We start from the raw sequence: 19,403 nt of genomic DNA, 5'->3' as shown, positions 1-19,403 counted from the left end.
ACCAAATTTCATAAATACCCCTCCTGATTTCAAAATAATTATGTCTATAAAATACGAAAAGAGCAAGCAGAGAATCATTGCTCGCCCTTGTTAAACATTATTTGAAACAAATAGACCTTGAACCATTCCTACAGCCACGCTTCAGAACGTTATTATGGTCTGAAGAATGACTTTATTTTTTATGCTAAACAAAGTTATTCCTTGCTTTATTAGCGACATTAACCGAACTATTCCAGTTGTGCAAGTAACATTTGCGTGACTAATGCTAGTAATTCTTGCTAGGATTACCTTAGATCTTTGATTATGATTTAGGAGGAGTGAGATTTGAACTTTAAAGACGATATCAAAATATTACGCAAACAATCTAATTTAACCCAAGAAGAGTTAGCTAAAAAATTACATGTGACCCGCCAAACTGTCTCAACTTGGGAAACCGGAAAGAACATGCCGAGTTTAGAGACCCTACATGCTTTGAGTCAATTGTTTAACATCTCGCTCGAAAAACTTCTATTCAACGAGGAGATTGAAATGAAAAAAGATAAAGAACCATCTTTGGCTACCCAGATAGATCATAACGTTAAGCTTAAAAGTCGTTACCGCCGTTGGACGTTTGGTTTAGGTGCCTTGATTGCACTAGTGATTGTTGGTATTGGAATTTTATGTCTGGGATATTATAAAGGCATTGGGACGATTGATCGAGTCAATCCGTTTTTATCATATAAAGTCGGATACACTAAACTACCTAGTGAAAAAGAAATATCCAATAAAAAGACTAATGATTATTGGACAGCTTGGTTCACCGATAATACGATGGGAAATGAATGGACCAAGTTAACCTTAACTACAGGCCTTAATCCCGGAGTTAAAGATCCTTATGTGATGGCTTATCACAAGGGCAGTTATGTTAAAATTGCTCGCATCGTTCCTCGCACTTACATTAACCAGACATATGCTAGCAACTTAGCAGCGTTAGACGCCCTACTAAACAATAAGGGAAATACAGAGACCAATAATCATGATCTCAAAAAATTTAAGACACAAATCCATGTATCTGACACTGTTCAACAGTTAGTAACTGAATAAAGAAACAATTACTACCATCTGATAAGTAACTTCATGGTCTATAAATACACAAATAAACCATACAAAGGGGCTGTGCCATAAGTCCTTCCAAATAGAAGAGATTAGTGAGGTTATTTCCAGTAGGCGAAAAGAACTGAAAATCCTTAATGAAAAACTAAAAAAGTGATAGACCTATTGCAAGTCTCAAAGAAAGCGTCTGGAACAGTTGATCCATGCGCTTTCTTTATTTAATAAACATTAAATCTATTTAATTTTTAAACAAGACTTCGCATGGTTTTTTAATACATTCATTTTTTCAAAGTTACGCAACCTATACCACTCTATGATATAATGACAAAATAATATCGGGGGCATAATTATAATGAAAAACATTAAAGAACTGCATGACTATATTAAAAATCATTACGACAATGGTGATTATCAAGAAGCCGAGCAAGCTTATAAAAACTGGAAAGATACAAATGACTATTCATATCATGATAATGTAAACGAAAGTGATGATTATACCAGAGGTTATAACCAAGCTAAAAAAGACTATCAAAAAAATCACACATTTAAACATTTTCCAGAAAATTTAATAAACTTAGTCAATCTAATTTCAAAAAACAAAGCTCTAGAAGTTGCCAATTTTATTGAGGGTTATAAAACCTATGAGAAAGAGATTTCAAAATAAAAAAAAGATTTCACCCGAACTTTACTTCTTTGCACTTCCTTTTTTGTTTAATGCTACAATGAATTTACAAAGAATAAGTAAACAAATATACACCAAAGCCTCCAACGACCACGAATCGTTAGAGGCTTTTTAGTGGACTTAAATACTACCTTAAACCGCGCTGTTATCAGCGCTATTTTTTTCATTTCTGACATTTTAGTTTTTTCCCCTTTTCTCTATCTCCTTACCTTACTCATACTTAAGACCTACTCCTTTTTCAAATATATAAATCGATTACATTTAAAATAACGAAAATTATTATTATTGTTTTCAAAAGGTAACAGTGCTATCCTTTAAAAAGGAGGAGTTAGTTTAAATGAATAAAAATGATACGAGAGAAAAAATAATTGAAGTAACTATTCAAAAAATACGCAATGAAAATATCCAAAGTTTCTCAATTAGAAGCGTTGTAAAAACTTTGAATTTAACTACTGGTTCCTTCTACAAACATTTTAAAAATAAAAATTCCTTATTTTTAGAGGTAGCTCAACGAATCTCACAACAAATTTACAATCAAGTCTATCCCAAGATTATAGATCAGGAAGCATATCCGCAAAAAGCACTGTGTGTATTAGGAAGTGAATTAATCGACTTTTTTATAACTAAACCAAAATTAGCTGATTTTTTATTCTTTAACCCTGAAGTTTTAGGTTCCTACTCCGTCTATTCAAGCAATCAGCATTCTTTCAAATTATTAACACTAACAATGAAACTGATTAATGATCTTGTCAACAAGGAAAATCTACAAGAAACCAGCAGAACTTTATTTATTCAAATCTGGTCATTCATCCAAGGATATGCCATATTGATTAAAAATCAGGTAACCACTAAAGAGACTTCCTTAATCGAACACACTTTAACCGAGTTAATTAGGGGGAAATAAACTATGAATAATATTGTAATTGTCTACTGTCATCCATATCAAAAAAGCCTGAATCACGCTGTACTAGAAGCTGTTAAGAATAATTTAGCCCAACACAAAATTCCCTATGAAATTATTGACCTTTACTGTGATAAATTTCAACCTTTTTATGATCTAGAGGAGCTTCGCTTATTCCACACCGGAGAAACACATGACCCCTTAGTTACAAAATATCTTGAACTTTTAAAAAATGCACAAGGAATCATTTTCATTACCCCAATTTGGTGGAATAGTATCCCCGGAATGTTGAAAGGATTCATTGATAAAGTTATGAAAGAGGGGGAAGGGCTCTCTCATACTGTTTCTAAATACGGCATCCATGGCTGTTTAACCAACTTAACTCATGCATATGTCCTAACAACATCTACTTCCCCAACATTTTACTTTCGATTATTTATGGGTAATGCTATCAAAAAAATTTTCATCTCTAAAACACTCAAACAACTCGGAATTAAACGCGGAACTTGGATAAATTTTGGTAATGTAACTAATTCAAGCCTTACCAAAAGAGAAAAACATTTGAAGAAAATTCAAAAATATCCTTTCCAATTCTAAAAATAATACAAAAAGAAGGGCTAGATCAAATTTTGACCTAACCCTTCTCCTACGTTTATTCAATTACATCTGATACATCTAATTTCCCGGGCAATAATTTTTGTTGAATTGAATTAGATTCATCCACAAAGAAATACTCATTGTCTTCATTGCGTAACACATATCCAATCCCACGGTCTAAAATATTTGTTCCATTGAAATATTTTGCTGCCCACCGCTCGATTTTTATACTTGCATCAATCGTTTTGCCTGTTGAGGCTTGAATATTATTAAATAAGTCTGGATGTTCGATTTCCAATACATCTAGGAATTTACCACCATATCTCTTTTGATATTTTCCGCCACCAATGGTATTGGCAACATACAGCAACTCATGAATTTCAGAGTCTGCCAATTGATTTCCCTCTTCGTCTGTTCGATTGACTGTTACCAATTCTTCAATAGGCAAGTTATAAATCTGATCTGGGACCCAATCAGCAATTGCCTGGATATCAACTGCATGTAATGCTTTAATAGCATTTCGCAAATCATCTACCGTACCATATTTCGTTGGAGTTCCGAAACCAAGATCATAGCGATCAGTGAAAGCATATCCATTATCAATTCTTGAATCCAAGAATGTTTTATCACCGCTTGAACGATATTGTGGTGCCAATTCAAAGCTTGTGAAACCTAATGCTTTGAATAGTGAAGTGTTTTTGGCGATAATTACATTTGTATTGCTATCATGTGAATCTGGATAAGAAATAAAGTTTGAGAAGCCTTCAAAAATAATATTTGAATCTAGTGCTGCATTTGAATGAAAGACCTTTCCATCAGTTGAAGCTGTTGTTTCTGCTACTGTGCGTGCGTCTTGTTCAACGGTTGCCCCAACAGGCACCCAAGCTGCTAGGTAACCTGTAACTTCCGGATTAGCATAGCCTTTAATACTTGTATTAGCCTCCGCTTTTCCATTAATTACTAAGTCTTGATTTGTAAAAGTCAAGTCTCCATTATCATCAGTATATGCAATTGGTGCACTTTCATCTGAAGTATAGTTAATGACTCCATCTTTTGTGGTTAGAACAGCTGCGCGGTAGGCTTGGTTAGAATGTGCTGTCCCCATGTGCAGTATCACCTGTTCATCATCGTTTAAACTCAAGCTGGTATTGTTACTAACAACCACTCCAATTCCTTCTGTCCGAGTTTCTGCTGTCCCTTGATCATCGACCGTCAATGCCCCTTTTCCAAAACGAACACTGGTCAAGATATCATTGCTATCAACTGCCATCGTTTGTCCGCCTGCAACATATTTAATCCGACTTGCCAATAAATTGGTAATTGTATCATAGTAAATTGTCTTATTAGCCATATATTGTCCACCTTCAAGATACATGTCCCCATAATAGATACGCGGAACGGTATCCTTATTGGTTAACAACAGTGCATAAGCACTCGGCATATTATAACGATTATATTGTTTATCCGTTGTTGCCTGATCTTCATAATATAGCTGTAGCCCTTGCTCCAGTTGCTCCCATGTAAAGTCGCCATATTCGCCACTGGTTGCTGCTTGAACAGCCTTTTGAATTTGGTCTTGCGAGTTAGAATCATGTGCTCTGACAAATGTATAGTTAGGAATTGCTGTGTTGTCAGTGCTATCTTCCGCCCGGTTAATCAAGTACCATTGTAAAAAGCGGCCCATTTTATCATTCGAACCCGGTGTATTTTCCAGAGAAGAATTCATTTGACCGACAAAATAATCATCCATCGTCAATTGATTAGCACCTTGGTCATAGATATACTGTGGATCATCACTACCCCAATCCTCTAAGATTGATAAATGAGCGTTCGCTATTTGTTCATTTTCATTAACATGGTAGGCATCCTTAAAGTAGTCAGCAGCAATCTGCAATAAATCTGCATCAACGTTATCAACTGCATCAACACGAATGCCATCAAAATTTGCAGATGAATCTTCTGCTGTGATTGAACCGAAATTCAGCAAATAATGAAGCCAGTTCAATTCCTCCGCTTGAACAATCGGGTTTGAGTTATCAATATCGTTAGCCAATAAGAACTCAGAACCTTTATTACCGTGATCCTTAATATATGAAGGAACATAACCTAAAATCCGATAATCAGAGTTTGCTTTGGGTGTTCTATCACTATTCTGATATGTCAAAAAGCCACCTTGCAAAGACTGCAGTCCATCAGAGCTAACATCTTCTGTTGATTTATTCCAAATTGACTCTGTTTTGATAAAACGATGCATTAACTGGCGTAACCATTTAGTAGATTTAGTTAAGGTTAGGTCTTTTTCTAAAGCGATTTGAATAGTCTGCACAGCACTATTAAGCCCTAACCAACTATCGGTTGCGGAAAATACATGACTGCTTTCAACAACTCCACGTTCAATCATATAATTTACATAATCTGCTTGAATACCCTTATTTGGCCACCATGCCATTAAAAGTGGGCGGAATTCTTCAAATTTGGATTTTCTCCACGTTTTCCCACCAGCTAGAATTTCCTTAGGATGATACCAAGAATCAGCGGTTAGATAACCATTTAACGTCTCAAAACTTTGGATATTTCTTGTCTTTGCAACATTGTGTACCGCAAATCTTTTAACAGCCTTGTTTGAATCAACTTTCGCTGGTATCTGCTGTAAGACTAACCGTTCAACCCTTCCGGTCACAGCTGCAGAATAATAGGCTTTACCCTTAATTGTTTCTACTTGGTCTTTAACCAGATAACCGTCCTCATCGAAATAGTAGACTTTTCCACCAATATTTTGGATTCCGGTTACAAATGAACCACGCTTGTCAAAATAGTAAGTCAACTTATCTTGGTCAGTGAAAAAACCTGAACCTGCTGGTCGCCCATTTGCTTGATAAGCAGTTTTTTTACTATTTTCTTCCAGAGTGTATGGAATAGCATTTCCTGAATCCTTATCAAAATAAAAAGTTGTTCCTCCGCTTTTTACGTACTCACCTTTGACTTGTGCACCCGAAGTTTGATCAAAATACTGTAAGTTACCATCAATTAAATTTAAACCTTTAACCTTGTTTCCCTGAGCATCAACAAAAAACCATGTATCGCTAAGATTTACATATTCACCTCCTACAATTACTGGAATTCCCAAACTACCAAAAACTTGTTCAAAAGATACTGTCTGTGCAGTTCTTTTTACCTTTGAACCTTCGCCATCATAAAAATTCTCTGGCTTTTCTAATACTATTTGATTCATCTAAAAAACTTCCTTTCCTTTAGGTTGTCATTATCTTAAACCCAAATTTTCGTTCAATCAAACATATGTTCGCTTTTTGTCTGCTCTATTTTTCCCTTTTGTTGCTGCTTTAAAACTGTAAGTTCTTTAGTTAACAATTCAATTGTTCGGTTAGCATCTTCCAAAGCTTGTTTAAATTGAGGATTTTGTAACTTGCTTCCAGTTGAAATTAAAATCTGATTATTCAAAATATTACCGATTAAAATAATTAATGAACCAATTGCACTAATCATTACCGAAATATCAGCCGCAGAAATCGTTACGTGCCATATCCATTTAGCAACCATCAACATTATGATTCCACCGAAAGCAATTAAAGAAACCCAAAAATTAAGTTGATGCCTGTTTGTTTCCCATAGCGTACGTAATTCCAAAAAAATTCTCTCAATCATTATTTTCACCTCCTGCAGAGTCCACCAGTTTATAAACCCTGATTGTATCTGAATAAGTTGTTCTGGCAGCATACGTCGGAGTTGCTTTGAAACGCAGTGTCTTAATTGAAGTATGATGACGAACCGCCAATTCATTAAGTGTTCCAACATCAACAAATTCATCGCCACGATATAACGCATACCAGCATATTCTTCTGTCCATGTAGCTCACCACCTTAAAAAATAGCTGCAGTTTTCGTTCTCAATAAAGAACAGCATTAGCTTAACCCCTCCGTTCTTCATTGTCAACTATTGAAATAAAAGAATATCATTGTTCCTTTTAGAGAACAATGATATAATATACTTAGAATAAATATTTAATCTGAGGAGTGTAAAGATGAAAAACAATACTGAGGTGGTTGAAACAATTATCAGGTTAAGTCGTGAACAAAACCTATCAATTAGTGAACTGGCTCGCAGAACTAAGATGGCCAAATCTGCTGTTTCAAAATACTTTAATAAAACACGGTCATTTCCTTTGAACCGCTTAGACCAGTTTGCCAAAGCTCTTAAAGTAACACCTGAAGAATTATTAGGTATCCCTCGTAATTTTCAGCCAATTACCGGGACGGTCAACATTCCCGTCTTAGGAGTAATTGCTTGTGGTGATCCAATTACAGCTGAAGAAAATATTGATGGTTATATTGAAGAACCCAAGGAAACTTTGCCATCAGGTAAACTTTTTTATTTGCGTGCCAAAGGGCGTTCAATGAATCCAACAATTCCTGATGGAGCTAATGTATTGATTCGGCAGCAGCCTGATGTTGAAGATGGTGAAATTGCAGCTGTTTTATTAACCAATGAGAACGAAGCAACCTTAAAAAGAATTAAGCATTCTAAAGACATAATTTTATTACTACCTGATAATCCAGAATACCATCCAATTGTTTCAAGTCGTGAAAATCCAATTCGTATTTTGGGTAAAGCGCTACGTTATATGTCACAACTCTAAACCAAAAAAGAGATGAAACTATTATGCAAGAAATTTTCAATCTGATTGGTTCTTTATTCGTAGCCTTTGCAAGCGGTTTGTTAGCAAAGATGCATGGGAAAGGCAAGGAAAAGAGAAAATAAAAAAGGAACTGAAACAAAAGTCATGTTTTATCAACTTATATCTCATTTTCCTCTTTATTTTGGTTGTTGAGTAAATAAAGGTTACTTTTTAAATCCGCTATTTACTCTAGAAAATATTCAATAATTAACTGTGCAATAATAGACGCATGACTCTCTAAAGCAAAGTGACCACTATCTAATAAAGCTACTTGTGTATTTGGATCATCCTTTTTAAATGCCAGTGCTCCAGGATAAATAAACGAGGGATCATTACGTCCCCAAACTGCTAAAAGTTGGGGTTTATTTTCTCTCAAATACTTTTGAAATACAGGATATAACTTAATGTTATTCTGATAATCAAAAATTAACTCCAGCTGTCTATCGGCATATCCTGCTGAATGTGTATAAGCAATATCAAGCATATATCCATCCGGGGAAACGGTTCCTGGAAGTGTACCATAAAGATACTGTCCCTTTATCGTTTCTGGCTTAAAAGCGGTCCGATACTGTTCCCTTTTTTCGGGAGTTGGATGTTCCCAGAAATCTTTTCTTTCACCCCATTTCTCCCCCAAACCTTCCCGATAAATATTACCATTTTGACTAACAATTCCTCTAATCCACTCCGGATGGGCTGTTGCAATCCGAAATCCAATTGGCGCACCGTAGTCAAAAACATACATATAAAAACTACTAATTTTTAACTGCTTCAAAAAATTCTCCATAATTTGTGCTAAATGGTCAAAAGTATAAGAAAATTCTCGATAATCAGGAGCACTTGACCTGCCAAACCCCGGATAATCCGGAGCAATAACATGAAAGTTCTTGGCTAACAGGGGAATCAAGTCTCTAAACATATGACTTGCCGAAGGAAATCCATGGAAAAGCACAAATGTTGGGTTTTCAGGATTCCCCGCCTCACGGTAAAAAATATTTTCTGTCTCAATTTTTATTTCTTGATATTTAATCAATTTATCCAACTCCTTATCTTCTTTTCATTTTTATTAAGTAGCGTCGTCATCTTTACTTTGTCGGTACTTAGTAATTCATCCGTTAATTTTTTTAAATTATTCAAACAGTTATTAGCGACCCTCAAAAATGATATTCCTTTAGTAGTTAGCATTAACTGTGTCTCTCTACCTTTATTGGTTGTTGATAAAAGTTCTAAGTTTACCAGCTTTTTTGTCATTCGAGAAACTGATGAACGATCATATCCCAAACTACTAGTTATCTGCATAATAGTGGTTGGATTATGATCCTCAACAAACATCATAATATATGAATATGGTGGTGGTAGTTGTGTTGGCATAAAAACTTGACCCGCTAATTTTTCAACTGCTCGTGTATATTTTTCCGCAGTAAAATAGGCACAAGTTTGGTAAAATTGATGTCCCATAAAATAAACACTTCCTTATCTATATTTTCGTGTATATACATGATATAACTTAAAAGAAACTTCTTCAACTATTTTTTTATATAATCCTCAATAATTTATTAGTAACATAATAACATCTAAATTTTGACTATATCTCTACTAAAGGGTATTGCAGAATTCGAACAAAAAAAGAGGCTGAGTCAAAAGTAAATTTTGATCCACCCTCTCTATTTATCCTGTATAAACATGTTCTATAAGTTAAAACTCTCTATTTAACTTCAAATTACTCATAGTAAGATACTTACTATGTTTGTAACTCTAAGTTGGTGTTAAACTTTCCCGATCTATAGTCCCTCTTTATCTTATCCTTATTAAAGTTTACCGTTTAAAAATTGTGCTTCTCCGTTACCGAAGCTCCAATCATCGTCATTATTAGGAACTAAGCTAAACATAACATCCTCTTTTCGAAGACCTAAATCTTTATTCAATCGTTCAACTAATTTACTATAGAATTGTTTCTTATCCTTAGTTGCACGAGGACGTGTTGCTAAGTTAAATACAACTATATCATTTGTACGTTTAATTCCTAATCCTGTATCTAAGATCTGCATTTCAAATGGTTCATGCTGTGTCAAAATCTGATAACGGTCACCCTCCGGCGTGTGCAATGTTTCTATTTGAACTTCATAAGCAATATCTAACATTTTTTTCAAATAACTTTCATCATGGCCTTTAACCACATCAATTCTCATTAATGGCATAACTTATCCTCCTAGTTTATATAACTTCTATATTATGATAATCTACTATAAAATACTTTTCAATATATCTGACCGATAAAAAATTAAGACTTCTGCAAACCAAATAATGTCATAATTGCACTTACTAGCATTTCAATTGCCATTGCGTACATTGCTAACATATTTTGATCTAAAATAACGAGAAATAACGTTATTGTATAAAAAACTACAGCAATAACATTAAAGGTCATTCTTGTATTTAACATTCATTAACCTCCACAATCTTACCAACCGCAATTGGTAAAGTTACATGGGTATCATAACAACCGACTTCTCCTGCTACTGTATTCGGTAACTTAAAACCTTGTGGAACACCGTGAACATATATAACACGCTTATCTAATTCAAGATCATCGGTTCCAAATATTTCCTTAAACTTTTTCCGTAACTCGTTCAATGGTACGTTAATTTCGTAAGAAAAATATCCCTTATCATCAGAAATAGGATAATTATCATTTGGAATATGCATATGATGCGGCGTATTATCAAATGGAACCATTGTTGTACCGGAAACCGCTTCTGTTTCTGGTAAATCTACAAATCCATCATGATTAACATCCTGCTCTTTTGTAGCAATCTGTGCGATCTGACCATTAGGAAATCCATGAAAATGTTCCCAGTGCTGCATATTTGCTGGTGTATCAAACATATCAATCTTTATATTCAAATGGCTCCCTTCTTCAATAAACACAGCTTTTCCGTGTGCTTTAGTACCGATAACCTCACTGTTTAATGGCACAATTTCTGCAATATACTTTTTACTCATATAAGCTCCTCCTCATGAATTTAGCATATACTAATAATATGTTATAATTCATTTAATAAAATTGATTTATATCAAGAAGGGAGTATTTTTTATGCATTCTGAGTTAAAATGTATTAGTAGATCCCCTCTATTCGTTAATCTTCCACAAAGGGTTAAAGAAAGATTACTAACAATTTCCTCTCATCGTGAATTTTATCCCCGAGGAGCCTTAATTCAGCAACCGCTTGCTGACGCTGACGGAATGGTTATTATTGATGAAGGTAGCGCAAAGGTCTACAATGTTGCAGAAGATGGACGAGAAAAAATAATTTACATTTTAAATAGTGGTGATATTGAGGGGCAGCAGCATCTTTTTAAGCACATTAAAAATTATAATTTTATTCAGTCACTTGAGGATTCCTGGGTCTGTTCTATTAAATACACCGACTTTCAAGGATTACTCCAACACTCTCCTGATTTATCGCTATCTATCTTAAATAACTTTGGTAACCAATTAATTGAAATCGAGCGTAATAATGTCCGCCGGGATCTTCTAGATGCAAAGAACCGAATTATGGCCTACTTTGGTGATTTACAACAACTTTTAGGAAAAACTAAGTTCTTACTTCCCATTAAGAAAAAGGAACTAGCTAGTATGCTTGGAATAACTCCTGAAACTCTTAGTAGACAATTACATGTATTAATACAAGAAAAACGAATTAAGGTTACAGGTCGTGAAATTCAGTTACTTTAGTCTTTGATTGAACATAACTAAAAGTTAAATTTTAATTCCCCTATTTTACTCCCAGATACTCTCAAGGCCTTCAGTATCTGTCAGAATTACTTGGCGCTGTTGACGCTCAATATACCCAACCTGTTCCAAGGTTTTAAATTTACGGGATAACGTTTCAGGAGTAGTTCCTAAAAAAGTTGCTAACTCCTTCATCTTCATTGGAATCGTAAAAGTATACTTATTTAGTACTTTTGCGGTGTAGACTAAATAAGCCGCAAGTCGCTCTTCTATTCGTTCCAATACCAAAAATTTATTCTGCTGTTCCAAAGTAATTGTTTTAGCAACGCTATTTTCTAGTAATTTTATTGCTAGTGCTGGAGATTTTTTCAATAGTTGCTGTAAATCCGTCCGATGTAAAATACAAATTTGGGAATCCGTTGTTGACTCAGCGTAGAGACTATTGTTAGAATCACCAAACAGCCATGTTTCTCCCTCATATTCTCCTGGAGTCAACATTCTTAAAAACTGTTCCTTTCCTCCTGCAGTTAATTGATAAACCTTTACTGTTCCACGTGCAACAATAAATAACTGCTGTGTGTTCCCAGGTCTAAATATTTGTTCTCCTTGTTTAAACTCTCTGTAATGGATAAGTTCCTCGACTTGTTCTTGGTTATTTTGGTCTAATACCGCAAAAATTGGTACGAAGTGAACACAAAGATGCTTTTTCTTACCAGTGTCCATTTTATATCATCTCCCAAATTCTTTAACTATTTATTTTTCTAAAACTAAAACAACTTGTTAATCTATAAAATTCTTAATTAAGATTACTCTTTATCTTCTTCCGTATTTAGTCCTCCTGCTAATTCATACCCTAAAAAGCGTTGTCCTTTAAAAATCTGTTCTTTCATCCATCCGTATAGTTCACAAAGTTTACTAACCAATACGTCCTTTTTTTCCTGTTTTGCCAATTTAATCGCACGTGTAACAAATAAAAGCTGGGTATCAAAATCTTTAATTAAATTAAATAACTGCTTTTTCCCTTCTTCAAATTTTTCTGCACCATTTTCCTCCAGCATCGTATATTCTGTAACCTGCTGAGTTGTTGTAGGAATTGTTTCCCCTTCGCCCACCAGCAATTTGTTGATACTATTAAAAAATTCATATTCCTTCTCTATCCAATTATCTGCATTTTGTGCTAGAAATACTGTAGTTTCTCCCGTGATAAACCACTTAACCTGCGTGATTTTTAAAATATGAACTAATAAATTTGCAGTAATATGACCTACCATTGCACCAGCAGTCGGTGTGTGGTGATCTTTATCAGCTTGGACTAATTCTTGTTGGTACTTCTCTTCAGTTATCGACATTACTTTGCCTCCTCTTTTACACGTACTTTCATAACCTTATATCCTAAATCTGTTATAGCTTGTTCTAACACTGCTGCTGTAGGTCTTTCTCCGTTTACGCGAATAATTACTTTTCCTGTATTAAAAAGAATCTTTACTTCTGCAACTCCTTGTTTCTTAAGTGCAGTTTGAATTTTTGTTAGACAAGACGGACAAGTCAATTCACCCAAATACATTGTTACTTTTGTCATTTTTATTTCTTCCTTCCTTTATCAATTAATAACTTTCTATACTTTTATTTTAAAAGACGCATTCCATTAAGAATTACAATTAAGATACTTAACTCATGGACCAACATTCCTGAAGCCATATAAATATAGTTCATTAAAAGTCCACCGAACAATAGGAATACAACCGCAATTGCAATTATAATATTCTCAGTCATATTCTTTATTACCCTTCTTGAAAAATGAATAGCAATAGGGAGTTTATCTAAATCCGAGTTCATCAATACAATATCAGAAACATCTAAAGCCACATCTGTCCCACTTCCCATTGCTATTCCAATATCAGCAGTGGTCAGCGCTGGACTATCATTAATCCCGTCCCCGATAAAAGCAACGCGGTGTCCCGCATTTTGGTATTCCTTAATTTTAGCTACTTTATCGACTGGAAGTAGGTCTCCTATCGCACTTTTTACCCCGAGTTTTTGTCCAACTTGTTGAACTGCAGCAAGATTATCTCCTGAAAGAATGATTAAGTTATTAAAACCTAGTTGTTTAAGATGATTAAAAACTTCAGCAGTATTTTCACGTAGTGCATCACTAATTGTCAATACCTCACGCAGCTCCCCATTAACCGCAAGATAAACAAATGATTGACCTGTTTTTTCTAACTTAACAGTCGCAGCAGCTTTAAGATTAACACCACCGTTCATCAACAACTGTTCATTCCCAAGTAAGATTTCAATCCCTTTTATTGCTGCTTTTATTCCTTGTCCTTTTATCACGGTAGTAGCATCAATCGACAATAACTTACGATCACTGAATTCTTCTCTAATTACTCTAGCCAAAGGATGATTTGATTCACGTTCGATACTATAAAAAATACTAGCATTTTCTGCGGGTATCCCATTATAAGTGAATCTACCAGTAATTTCTGGTTCTCCCTTAGTAATAGTTCCAGTTTTATCAAAAATCAGCATATCGACATTCTTTAACACCTGAAAACTATCACTGCCCTTTGCCAAGATACCTTTTCTAGCAGCGCTACCAATTCCTGCAACCGTAGAAACCGGTACTCCAATTACTAACGCTCCTGGGCACCCAAGAACAAGTATCGTAATACCTAACTTGAAGTTACTAAAAATCAGACCAACTATAATTGCCAAAATAATTACCAAAGGTGTGTAGTACTTGGCAAATTTATCAATAGTCTTTTGTACACCTACCTTACTATCTTGGGCTTCTTCAACTAGTTCAATAATTTTTCCAAGGGTGGTATCTTCTCCTACTCTTTTAGTTTGAATTATCAAAGTCCCATTTTCAAGAATTGTCCCTGCAAAAACATCATCTCCAGTTCGTTTTTTCAATCTCCTAGATTCACCAGTTATACTTGCCTCATTCGTATATCCTTTACCTTCTACGACTACTCCATCCACAGGAACCTGAGCACCGGTTTTAACCAACAGGCAGTCGCCTTCATTAATATCGTCGATTTCAACTTCCTCAATATCAGAATTTTGGTTGTCCTTAACTCTAAATGCTATTTGTGGCACCATTTCAACTAGGTTTCTAACAGCAGAACGTGTTTTTTTCAAAGTAATTGTTTCTAAAATGTTACCAAGATTGAATAACCAGACTACAATTGCTGCTTCATCAAATTCGCCAATAATAAGGGCGCCCAAAGCTGCACTTATTACCAACAACTCAATTGAAATAGCTTTATATCGTAAAGCTTCAAATGCTCTTATTGCTATTGGTGTTCCTCCCAATACGGAAACTACAATCATTAAGATACTGTAACCAATCGGAATAATGTGAAGGTAATGTACTATTTTAGCTACTAGTAATAAAATAAACATCATCAATACATTCATTCGCTCATATTTTTTAAAAAATATTTGAAACTTATTCACTCGTCACTCCCCCTTTCCATTACCAGCCTAATCTAATAACCAGATTTTTTAATTGATAAGTATCAAGATTTTGCTAGAAAGTTATTTTTTACTTAGAATAAAATAAATAGAAGGCGTAAAGCCAAAATTTAATTTTGACCTAGTTCCTTCTATGTATTACGCTATTTATTTAATTCTTTATATTTAAGTAACTACTAGAAATCATAATCATTTTCATCCATGACTTCGGCGTTTCCCATTAAATACCCAGCTCCTACCTGAGAGAAAAAATCATGGTTAGCAGTTTCCGTAGAAATTCCATTCATTACAATTGGATTAATGTCTTTAAGTTCCGCGTGTGGAAAGAGTACATCAAAACCCATATTTTGCAATGCTTTATTTGCATTATAACGGACAAATTGCTTTACATCCGCTGCTAATCCCACTGGTGCATATACTTTTTCCGTAAATGAAAATTCATTTTCAAGTAAATCGTCTAACAAATTGTCCATCCACTTCTTAAAATCTTTTTGCTTTGCAGCGGGTAGTTCATCAAATCCTTGATGAAATTTATAACCCAGATAGGTTCCATGCACCGATTCATCACGAATAACCAGCTTTATTATTTCCGATAAGTTAGCCAGCTTATTATTTCCACGATACCATAAGGGAGTGAAGAAATTTGTATAGTAAAGAATTCCTTCTAAGAAAACACTCGCTACCTTTTTTTGTAATCCATCCCCTGTTTGATAAATATCATTAATCCTTTTTGCCTTATATTGCATCTGTGGGTTATTATTCATCCACTCAAAAACTTCACTAACTGTTTCTTGATCATTAAGCGAAGTTAGAATAGTCCCATAGCTTTTGGCATGAATAGATTCCATCATCAAGAAATCATTCAGCACAGCTGCTTCCTTACGCGTACGAACATCAGGACGCATAACAGCGACCCCTTCTTCTGATTGCAATGTATCAAGTAATGCTAATCCACCAACAACTTTATTAATAACTGCTCTTTCTGTAGCTGAAAGAATCCTCCAATCACGCAAATCATTTGATACCGGAACACGAGTATCTAGCCAATACTGTGCCGTTGCCTTGTCCCAAACATATTCATCAAGTTCATCTTCCACTACATCCCAATTAATAGTTTTATAGCTCAATCCTATTCCTCCTAGAAATCATAGTCATCATCCGTCATATCTTCTGTATCAGCTTCATTATTTGCAGCTGCAACTTGCTGTGAAAACTTATTTTGGTCGATAAAAATCCGTTCTAATTTTTCAATAAGCGATGTCTTTTTAACGGAATAAATAGGTCCCATTCCTAGTAAATTCAAACTATAGTTGGTACCCCAATAGCAAAGATTAAGTAAATCCTGGTTTTCATAATTATTTGCTGTTAAAAATGCCGTTTCTGTAGTTATTAATTCCGAAAAAAAGTTTTCGACCCAGCTTTTTATCTGTTCTTGTTGTTTATTTTCTAATTCCGAAAAACCTAATCTAAATTTATAACCGATGTATGCACAAAAAATTTCACTTCCACGTAGAATATTAAGTACTAGCTGTTCTAGGTTTGCCAAATTAGTTTGTTTTAAGATAGGATAATACTTACCAACAGAAAGACCTATCTCAGTCAGAATAAAAACCGCTTTTTTCTGTAATGATGTGCCACTTTGAAAAACTGCTATCAATTGTTCCGTCTCTTTTTGTAGGTTAGGTTCATAATCAGCAAAGTGAAATGCTTCTTTGGACTGCTGTGCCGTTAATAAGGTTCGAAAAACCGTAGTACAACTTTTAGCATGCACTGACTTCATAAAAGTAACTGTATTTAAAACTGCTTCTTCTTGCTGTGTCCGCTTATCACCACGTAGCATCGGAGTTCCAAACTCAGATTGTAAGCAAGCTAATAATGATGCTGATGCGAGTAGTTGACTCATCTGTTGCTTTTCAGTAGTCAAAAGCTGCTCCCAAGATTCCTTATCATTCGTAACTGGAATTCTGATATCTAACCAAAAGTTCGAAGTTAACTGTTCCCAAGCATACTTATCAAAATTATCTTCAATCTCATCCCAATTAATTGCCTTATAGTATAAATAACTCATTTGCTCCTCCTTAAATCATGCATGCTTCACATTCATTTGCCGTCTTAATCTCATCGTCTTCTGTAAAAGTTCTTACGTAATATAATGACTTAATTCCCTTTGTCCAAGCATAATTTCTTAAATGATTAAGATCGCGTGTCGTCATTTTAGTACCCTCTTTTTTCCATTCATAAAGCCCTTGGGGCAATTCAGAGCGCATAAAGAGGGTTAAACTCATCCCTTGGTCAATATGTTTTTGTGCAACAGCATAAGTGTCGATTATTTTACGTTGATCAATGTCATAGGCTGGTTTATAAAATGGCAGTGTCTCATTTGAGAGATATGGTGCAGGATAAAAGATTGAGCCAACTTTATTTTCCTGGCGTTGCTCAACTAATTGGGTGATTGGGTGAAGCGAAGCACTAGTCTCATTCACATAAGAGATTGAACCATTCGGAGCTACTGCTAATCGGTTACGGTGATAAAGCCCACTGTCCATTACATTCTGCTTTAGCATTTGCCAATCCATAATTTTTGGCAACTTAATTCTCTCAAAGATTATACGAACTTTACTACTTTTAAAATCGAAGTCTTGCTTTAAATAGCGGTTAAAATAACTTCCATCCGCATACGTTGATTTATCAAAATCCTTAAATACCTTATCTCTTTCTTGTGCAATTTTATTACTTGCTACAAGTGAATAATAATTTAGTGCTAAAAAATAGGCCTCTGTGAATTCAAGTGCCTCAGGAGAACCATATTCAATCTGATGCCGTGCAAGTGCTGTATGTAATCCCATTGCACCAAGCCCGATAGTATGATAGAGTGCATTTCCTTGTTTAACAGTTGGTACCTCTTTAACGTTGGTTGTATCTGTTACAGTCGTTAATGCTCTAACTGCCACTTCAACTGAATGTCCAAAGTCAGGTGAAGAAATCATATTCATAATATTCGTTGAACCTAAGTTACAAGAAATATCTGTCCCCATCTTTTTATATGATAAATCATCATCAAGTATAGAGGGCTCTTGCGGCTGCAGAATCTCACTACACAAATTACTCATAATAATTTTTCCTGCAACTGGATTTTTTTTATTAACAGTATCAATATTAAGAATATAAGGGTATCCTGATTCCTGTTGCAACCGTGAAATCTTTTGCTCCAATGATCTTGCCATGATTGTTTTCTTTTGAATTTTAGAATTAGCTACTAAATTATCATATTCCCTTGTAATATCCACATAAGAAAATGATTTACCATACTCTCGTTCAACATCATAAGGGCTAAATAGATACATCGGCTGGTTAGTTTTTAGTAATTCATAGTATTTATCTGGTACAACTAATCCTAACGATAATGTTTTAACTCGAATTTTTTCATCTGCATTTTCTTTTTTTGTATCTAAAAAATGTAGAATATCTGGATGAAAGACATTTAAATAAACAACACCAGCTCCGTTTCGCTGACCCAATTGGTTACTATAGCTAAAAGAATCTTCTAGTAACTTCATTACCGGCACAACACCTGAAGATGCATTTGCAATCTTCTTAATAGGGTCTCCTGATGCCCGTAGATTAGACAAATTAACTCCAACACCACCACCAATTCGTGATAGTTGCAATGCTGAATTTACTCCACGTCCAATTGACAGCATTGAGTCTGCTAAATCAATTAAAAAACAAGAAACCATTTCACCTCGTCTTTTCTTACCCGCATTTAAAAATGTTGGCGTTGCTGGTTGATATCGTTGATTAATTAATTCTTCAGCAATTTCATCTGCTAGAACTGAATCACCGTGTCCTAGATATAAAGCATTAAAAACAACCCGATCTGTAAAATCTTCCAAAAACTCCTGATTATCATTTGTTTTCATCGCATACTGCATGTAGAATTTATAAGCGCCTAAAAAACTACGAAAAGAGAACTTCTTTGCGCGTAATCGAGTAAAAAGTCTATACACAAATTCTTTAGAATACTTCTCTAAAACACTAGAATCAATATATTTTTCTCGTACTAAATATGCCAATTCCTCATCCAATGAGGTAAATTTTTTTGTTCGTGAGTTTACTTCTTCTTTATAAAAAGCAGCTAATGCTTCTTGATCGTACTTCAACGGGATTTGGCCATTAACTGGAATATTTACTAAATTATTCAGGTAGAAATATGTTTTTTTCATTT

General features: G+C 34.7%; 21 protein-coding genes. 6 read left to right on the top strand and 15 right to left on the bottom strand.

Going from position 1 to position 19,403, the window contains the following annotated elements; genetic code table 11:
* Window positions 1–324 precede the first annotated feature (324 nt).
* From ABF682_RS00730 to ABF682_RS00715, 4 genes are all read left to right on the top strand, one after another.
* Window positions 325–1,083, top strand: a complete 759-nt coding sequence (locus ABF682_RS00730) for a helix-turn-helix domain-containing protein (protein ID WP_415618685.1) — start codon at window positions 325–327, stop codon at window positions 1,081–1,083.
* A gap of 361 nt (window positions 1,084–1,444) precedes the next feature.
* Complete coding sequence (locus ABF682_RS00725) at window positions 1,445–1,756, top strand: hypothetical protein (protein ID WP_415618684.1); 312 nt, start codon at window positions 1,445–1,447, stop codon at window positions 1,754–1,756.
* A 355-nt stretch (window positions 1,757–2,111) separates the two neighbouring features.
* On the top strand, window positions 2,112–2,678 hold the full coding sequence (locus ABF682_RS00720; protein WP_415618683.1) for a TetR/AcrR family transcriptional regulator: 567 nt from the start codon (window positions 2,112–2,114) through the stop codon (window positions 2,676–2,678).
* 3 nt (window positions 2,679–2,681) lie between these two features.
* Window positions 2,682–3,272, top strand: coding sequence for an NAD(P)H-dependent oxidoreductase (locus ABF682_RS00715; RefSeq protein ID WP_415618682.1), 591 nt, complete (start codon window positions 2,682–2,684; stop codon window positions 3,270–3,272).
* A 55-nt stretch (window positions 3,273–3,327) separates the two neighbouring features.
* Here the strand turns inward: ABF682_RS00715 and ABF682_RS00710 are convergent, their stop codons facing one another.
* Genes ABF682_RS00710 through ABF682_RS00700 form a run of 3 tightly spaced genes read right to left on the bottom strand, consistent with a single transcriptional unit; the run spans window position 3,328 to window position 7,137 of the window.
* The gene (locus ABF682_RS00710) at window positions 3,328–6,504 is read right to left on the bottom strand and encodes a glycoside hydrolase family 70 protein (RefSeq protein ID WP_415618681.1); all 3,177 of its coding nucleotides are present in this window, start codon (window positions 6,502–6,504) and stop codon (window positions 3,328–3,330) included.
* A gap of 53 nt (window positions 6,505–6,557) precedes the next feature.
* Window positions 6,558–6,935 carry a hypothetical protein gene (locus ABF682_RS00705; RefSeq protein WP_415618680.1) on the bottom strand — a complete coding sequence of 126 codons (378 nt, stop codon included), beginning with the start codon at window positions 6,933–6,935 and terminating at the stop codon, window positions 6,558–6,560.
* Entirely contained in the window at window positions 6,928–7,137 is a 210-nt protein-coding gene (locus ABF682_RS00700; RefSeq protein ID WP_415618679.1) for a hypothetical protein, read from the bottom strand. Before ABF682_RS00700 ends, ABF682_RS00705 begins: the two co-directional genes overlap by 8 nt.
* A gap of 174 nt (window positions 7,138–7,311) precedes the next feature.
* On the opposite strand from ABF682_RS00700, the gene ABF682_RS00695 reads away from it, so the two are divergent.
* Window positions 7,312–7,926 carry a LexA family protein gene (locus ABF682_RS00695; RefSeq protein ID WP_289978788.1) on the top strand — a complete coding sequence of 205 codons (615 nt, stop codon included), beginning with the start codon at window positions 7,312–7,314 and terminating at the stop codon, window positions 7,924–7,926.
* Between the two features lie 223 nt (window positions 7,927–8,149).
* Here ABF682_RS00695 and ABF682_RS00690 read toward each other — a convergent pair whose 3' ends face one another.
* The 5 genes from ABF682_RS00690 to ABF682_RS00670 all read right to left on the bottom strand — a co-directional run bounded on the left by ABF682_RS00690 (window position 8,150) and on the right by ABF682_RS00670 (window position 10,965).
* A complete protein-coding gene (locus ABF682_RS00690; protein ID WP_415618678.1) occupies window positions 8,150–8,995 on the bottom strand; it encodes an alpha/beta fold hydrolase in 846 nt (281 codons plus the stop codon).
* Window positions 8,992–9,420 (bottom strand): MarR family winged helix-turn-helix transcriptional regulator, encoded by a 429-nt coding sequence (locus ABF682_RS00685; protein WP_415618677.1) that lies wholly within the window; start codon window positions 9,418–9,420, stop codon window positions 8,992–8,994. Before ABF682_RS00685 ends, ABF682_RS00690 begins: the two co-directional genes overlap by 4 nt.
* A 350-nt stretch (window positions 9,421–9,770) precedes the next feature.
* Window positions 9,771–10,160 (bottom strand): tautomerase family protein, encoded by a 390-nt coding sequence (locus tag ABF682_RS00680; protein ID WP_141055485.1) that lies wholly within the window; start codon window positions 10,158–10,160, stop codon window positions 9,771–9,773.
* Between the two features lie 83 nt (window positions 10,161–10,243).
* On the bottom strand, window positions 10,244–10,405 hold the full coding sequence (locus ABF682_RS00675; protein WP_415618676.1) for a hypothetical protein: 162 nt from the start codon (window positions 10,403–10,405) through the stop codon (window positions 10,244–10,246).
* Window positions 10,399–10,965, bottom strand: coding sequence for a hypothetical protein (locus tag ABF682_RS00670; RefSeq protein ID WP_415618675.1), 567 nt, complete (start codon window positions 10,963–10,965; stop codon window positions 10,399–10,401). Before ABF682_RS00670 ends, ABF682_RS00675 begins: the two co-directional genes overlap by 7 nt.
* 91 nt (window positions 10,966–11,056) lie before the next feature.
* Between ABF682_RS00670 and ABF682_RS00665 the strand changes: the two genes are divergently transcribed.
* On the top strand, window positions 11,057–11,698 hold the full coding sequence (locus ABF682_RS00665; protein ID WP_415618674.1) for a Crp/Fnr family transcriptional regulator: 642 nt from the start codon (window positions 11,057–11,059) through the stop codon (window positions 11,696–11,698).
* 45 nt (window positions 11,699–11,743) lie between these two features.
* Here the strand turns inward: ABF682_RS00665 and ABF682_RS00660 are convergent, their stop codons facing one another.
* The 7 genes from ABF682_RS00660 to nrdE form a co-directional block, all read right to left on the bottom strand.
* Window positions 11,744–12,418, bottom strand: a complete 675-nt coding sequence (locus ABF682_RS00660; RefSeq protein ID WP_415618673.1) for a Crp/Fnr family transcriptional regulator — start codon at window positions 12,416–12,418, stop codon at window positions 11,744–11,746.
* Window positions 12,419–12,501: 83 nt separating this feature from the next.
* Window positions 12,502–13,044, bottom strand: a complete 543-nt coding sequence (locus tag ABF682_RS00655; RefSeq protein ID WP_415618672.1) for a DNA-binding protein — start codon at window positions 13,042–13,044, stop codon at window positions 12,502–12,504.
* On the bottom strand, window positions 13,044–13,274 hold the full coding sequence (locus ABF682_RS00650) for a heavy-metal-associated domain-containing protein (protein WP_415618671.1): 231 nt from the start codon (window positions 13,272–13,274) through the stop codon (window positions 13,044–13,046). Before ABF682_RS00650 ends, ABF682_RS00655 begins: the two co-directional genes overlap by 1 nt.
* A gap of 44 nt (window positions 13,275–13,318) precedes the next feature.
* Window positions 13,319–15,160 (bottom strand): heavy metal translocating P-type ATPase, encoded by a 1,842-nt coding sequence (locus tag ABF682_RS00645; RefSeq protein WP_415618670.1) that lies wholly within the window; start codon window positions 15,158–15,160, stop codon window positions 13,319–13,321.
* Window positions 15,161–15,354: 194 nt separating this feature from the next.
* Window positions 15,355–16,305, bottom strand: a complete 951-nt coding sequence (gene nrdF / locus ABF682_RS00640; RefSeq protein ID WP_415618669.1) for a class 1b ribonucleoside-diphosphate reductase subunit beta — start codon at window positions 16,303–16,305, stop codon at window positions 15,355–15,357.
* 11 nt (window positions 16,306–16,316) lie between these two features.
* Complete coding sequence (locus ABF682_RS00635; RefSeq protein WP_415618668.1) at window positions 16,317–17,246, bottom strand: ribonucleotide-diphosphate reductase subunit beta; 930 nt, start codon at window positions 17,244–17,246, stop codon at window positions 16,317–16,319.
* A 10-nt stretch (window positions 17,247–17,256) separates the two neighbouring features.
* Window positions 17,257–19,401 carry a class 1b ribonucleoside-diphosphate reductase subunit alpha gene (gene nrdE / locus ABF682_RS00630; RefSeq protein WP_415618739.1) on the bottom strand — a complete coding sequence of 715 codons (2,145 nt, stop codon included), beginning with the start codon at window positions 19,399–19,401 and terminating at the stop codon, window positions 17,257–17,259.
* Between the last annotated feature and the right edge of the window lie 2 nt (window positions 19,402–19,403).

It is taken from the genome of Liquorilactobacillus sp., from assembly GCF_047719775.1.
Lineage (GTDB): Bacteria > Bacillota > Bacilli > Lactobacillales > Lactobacillaceae > Liquorilactobacillus.
Note: the sequence above shows the minus strand (reverse complement) of the source record. Positions and strands in the feature narration are given on the sequence as shown.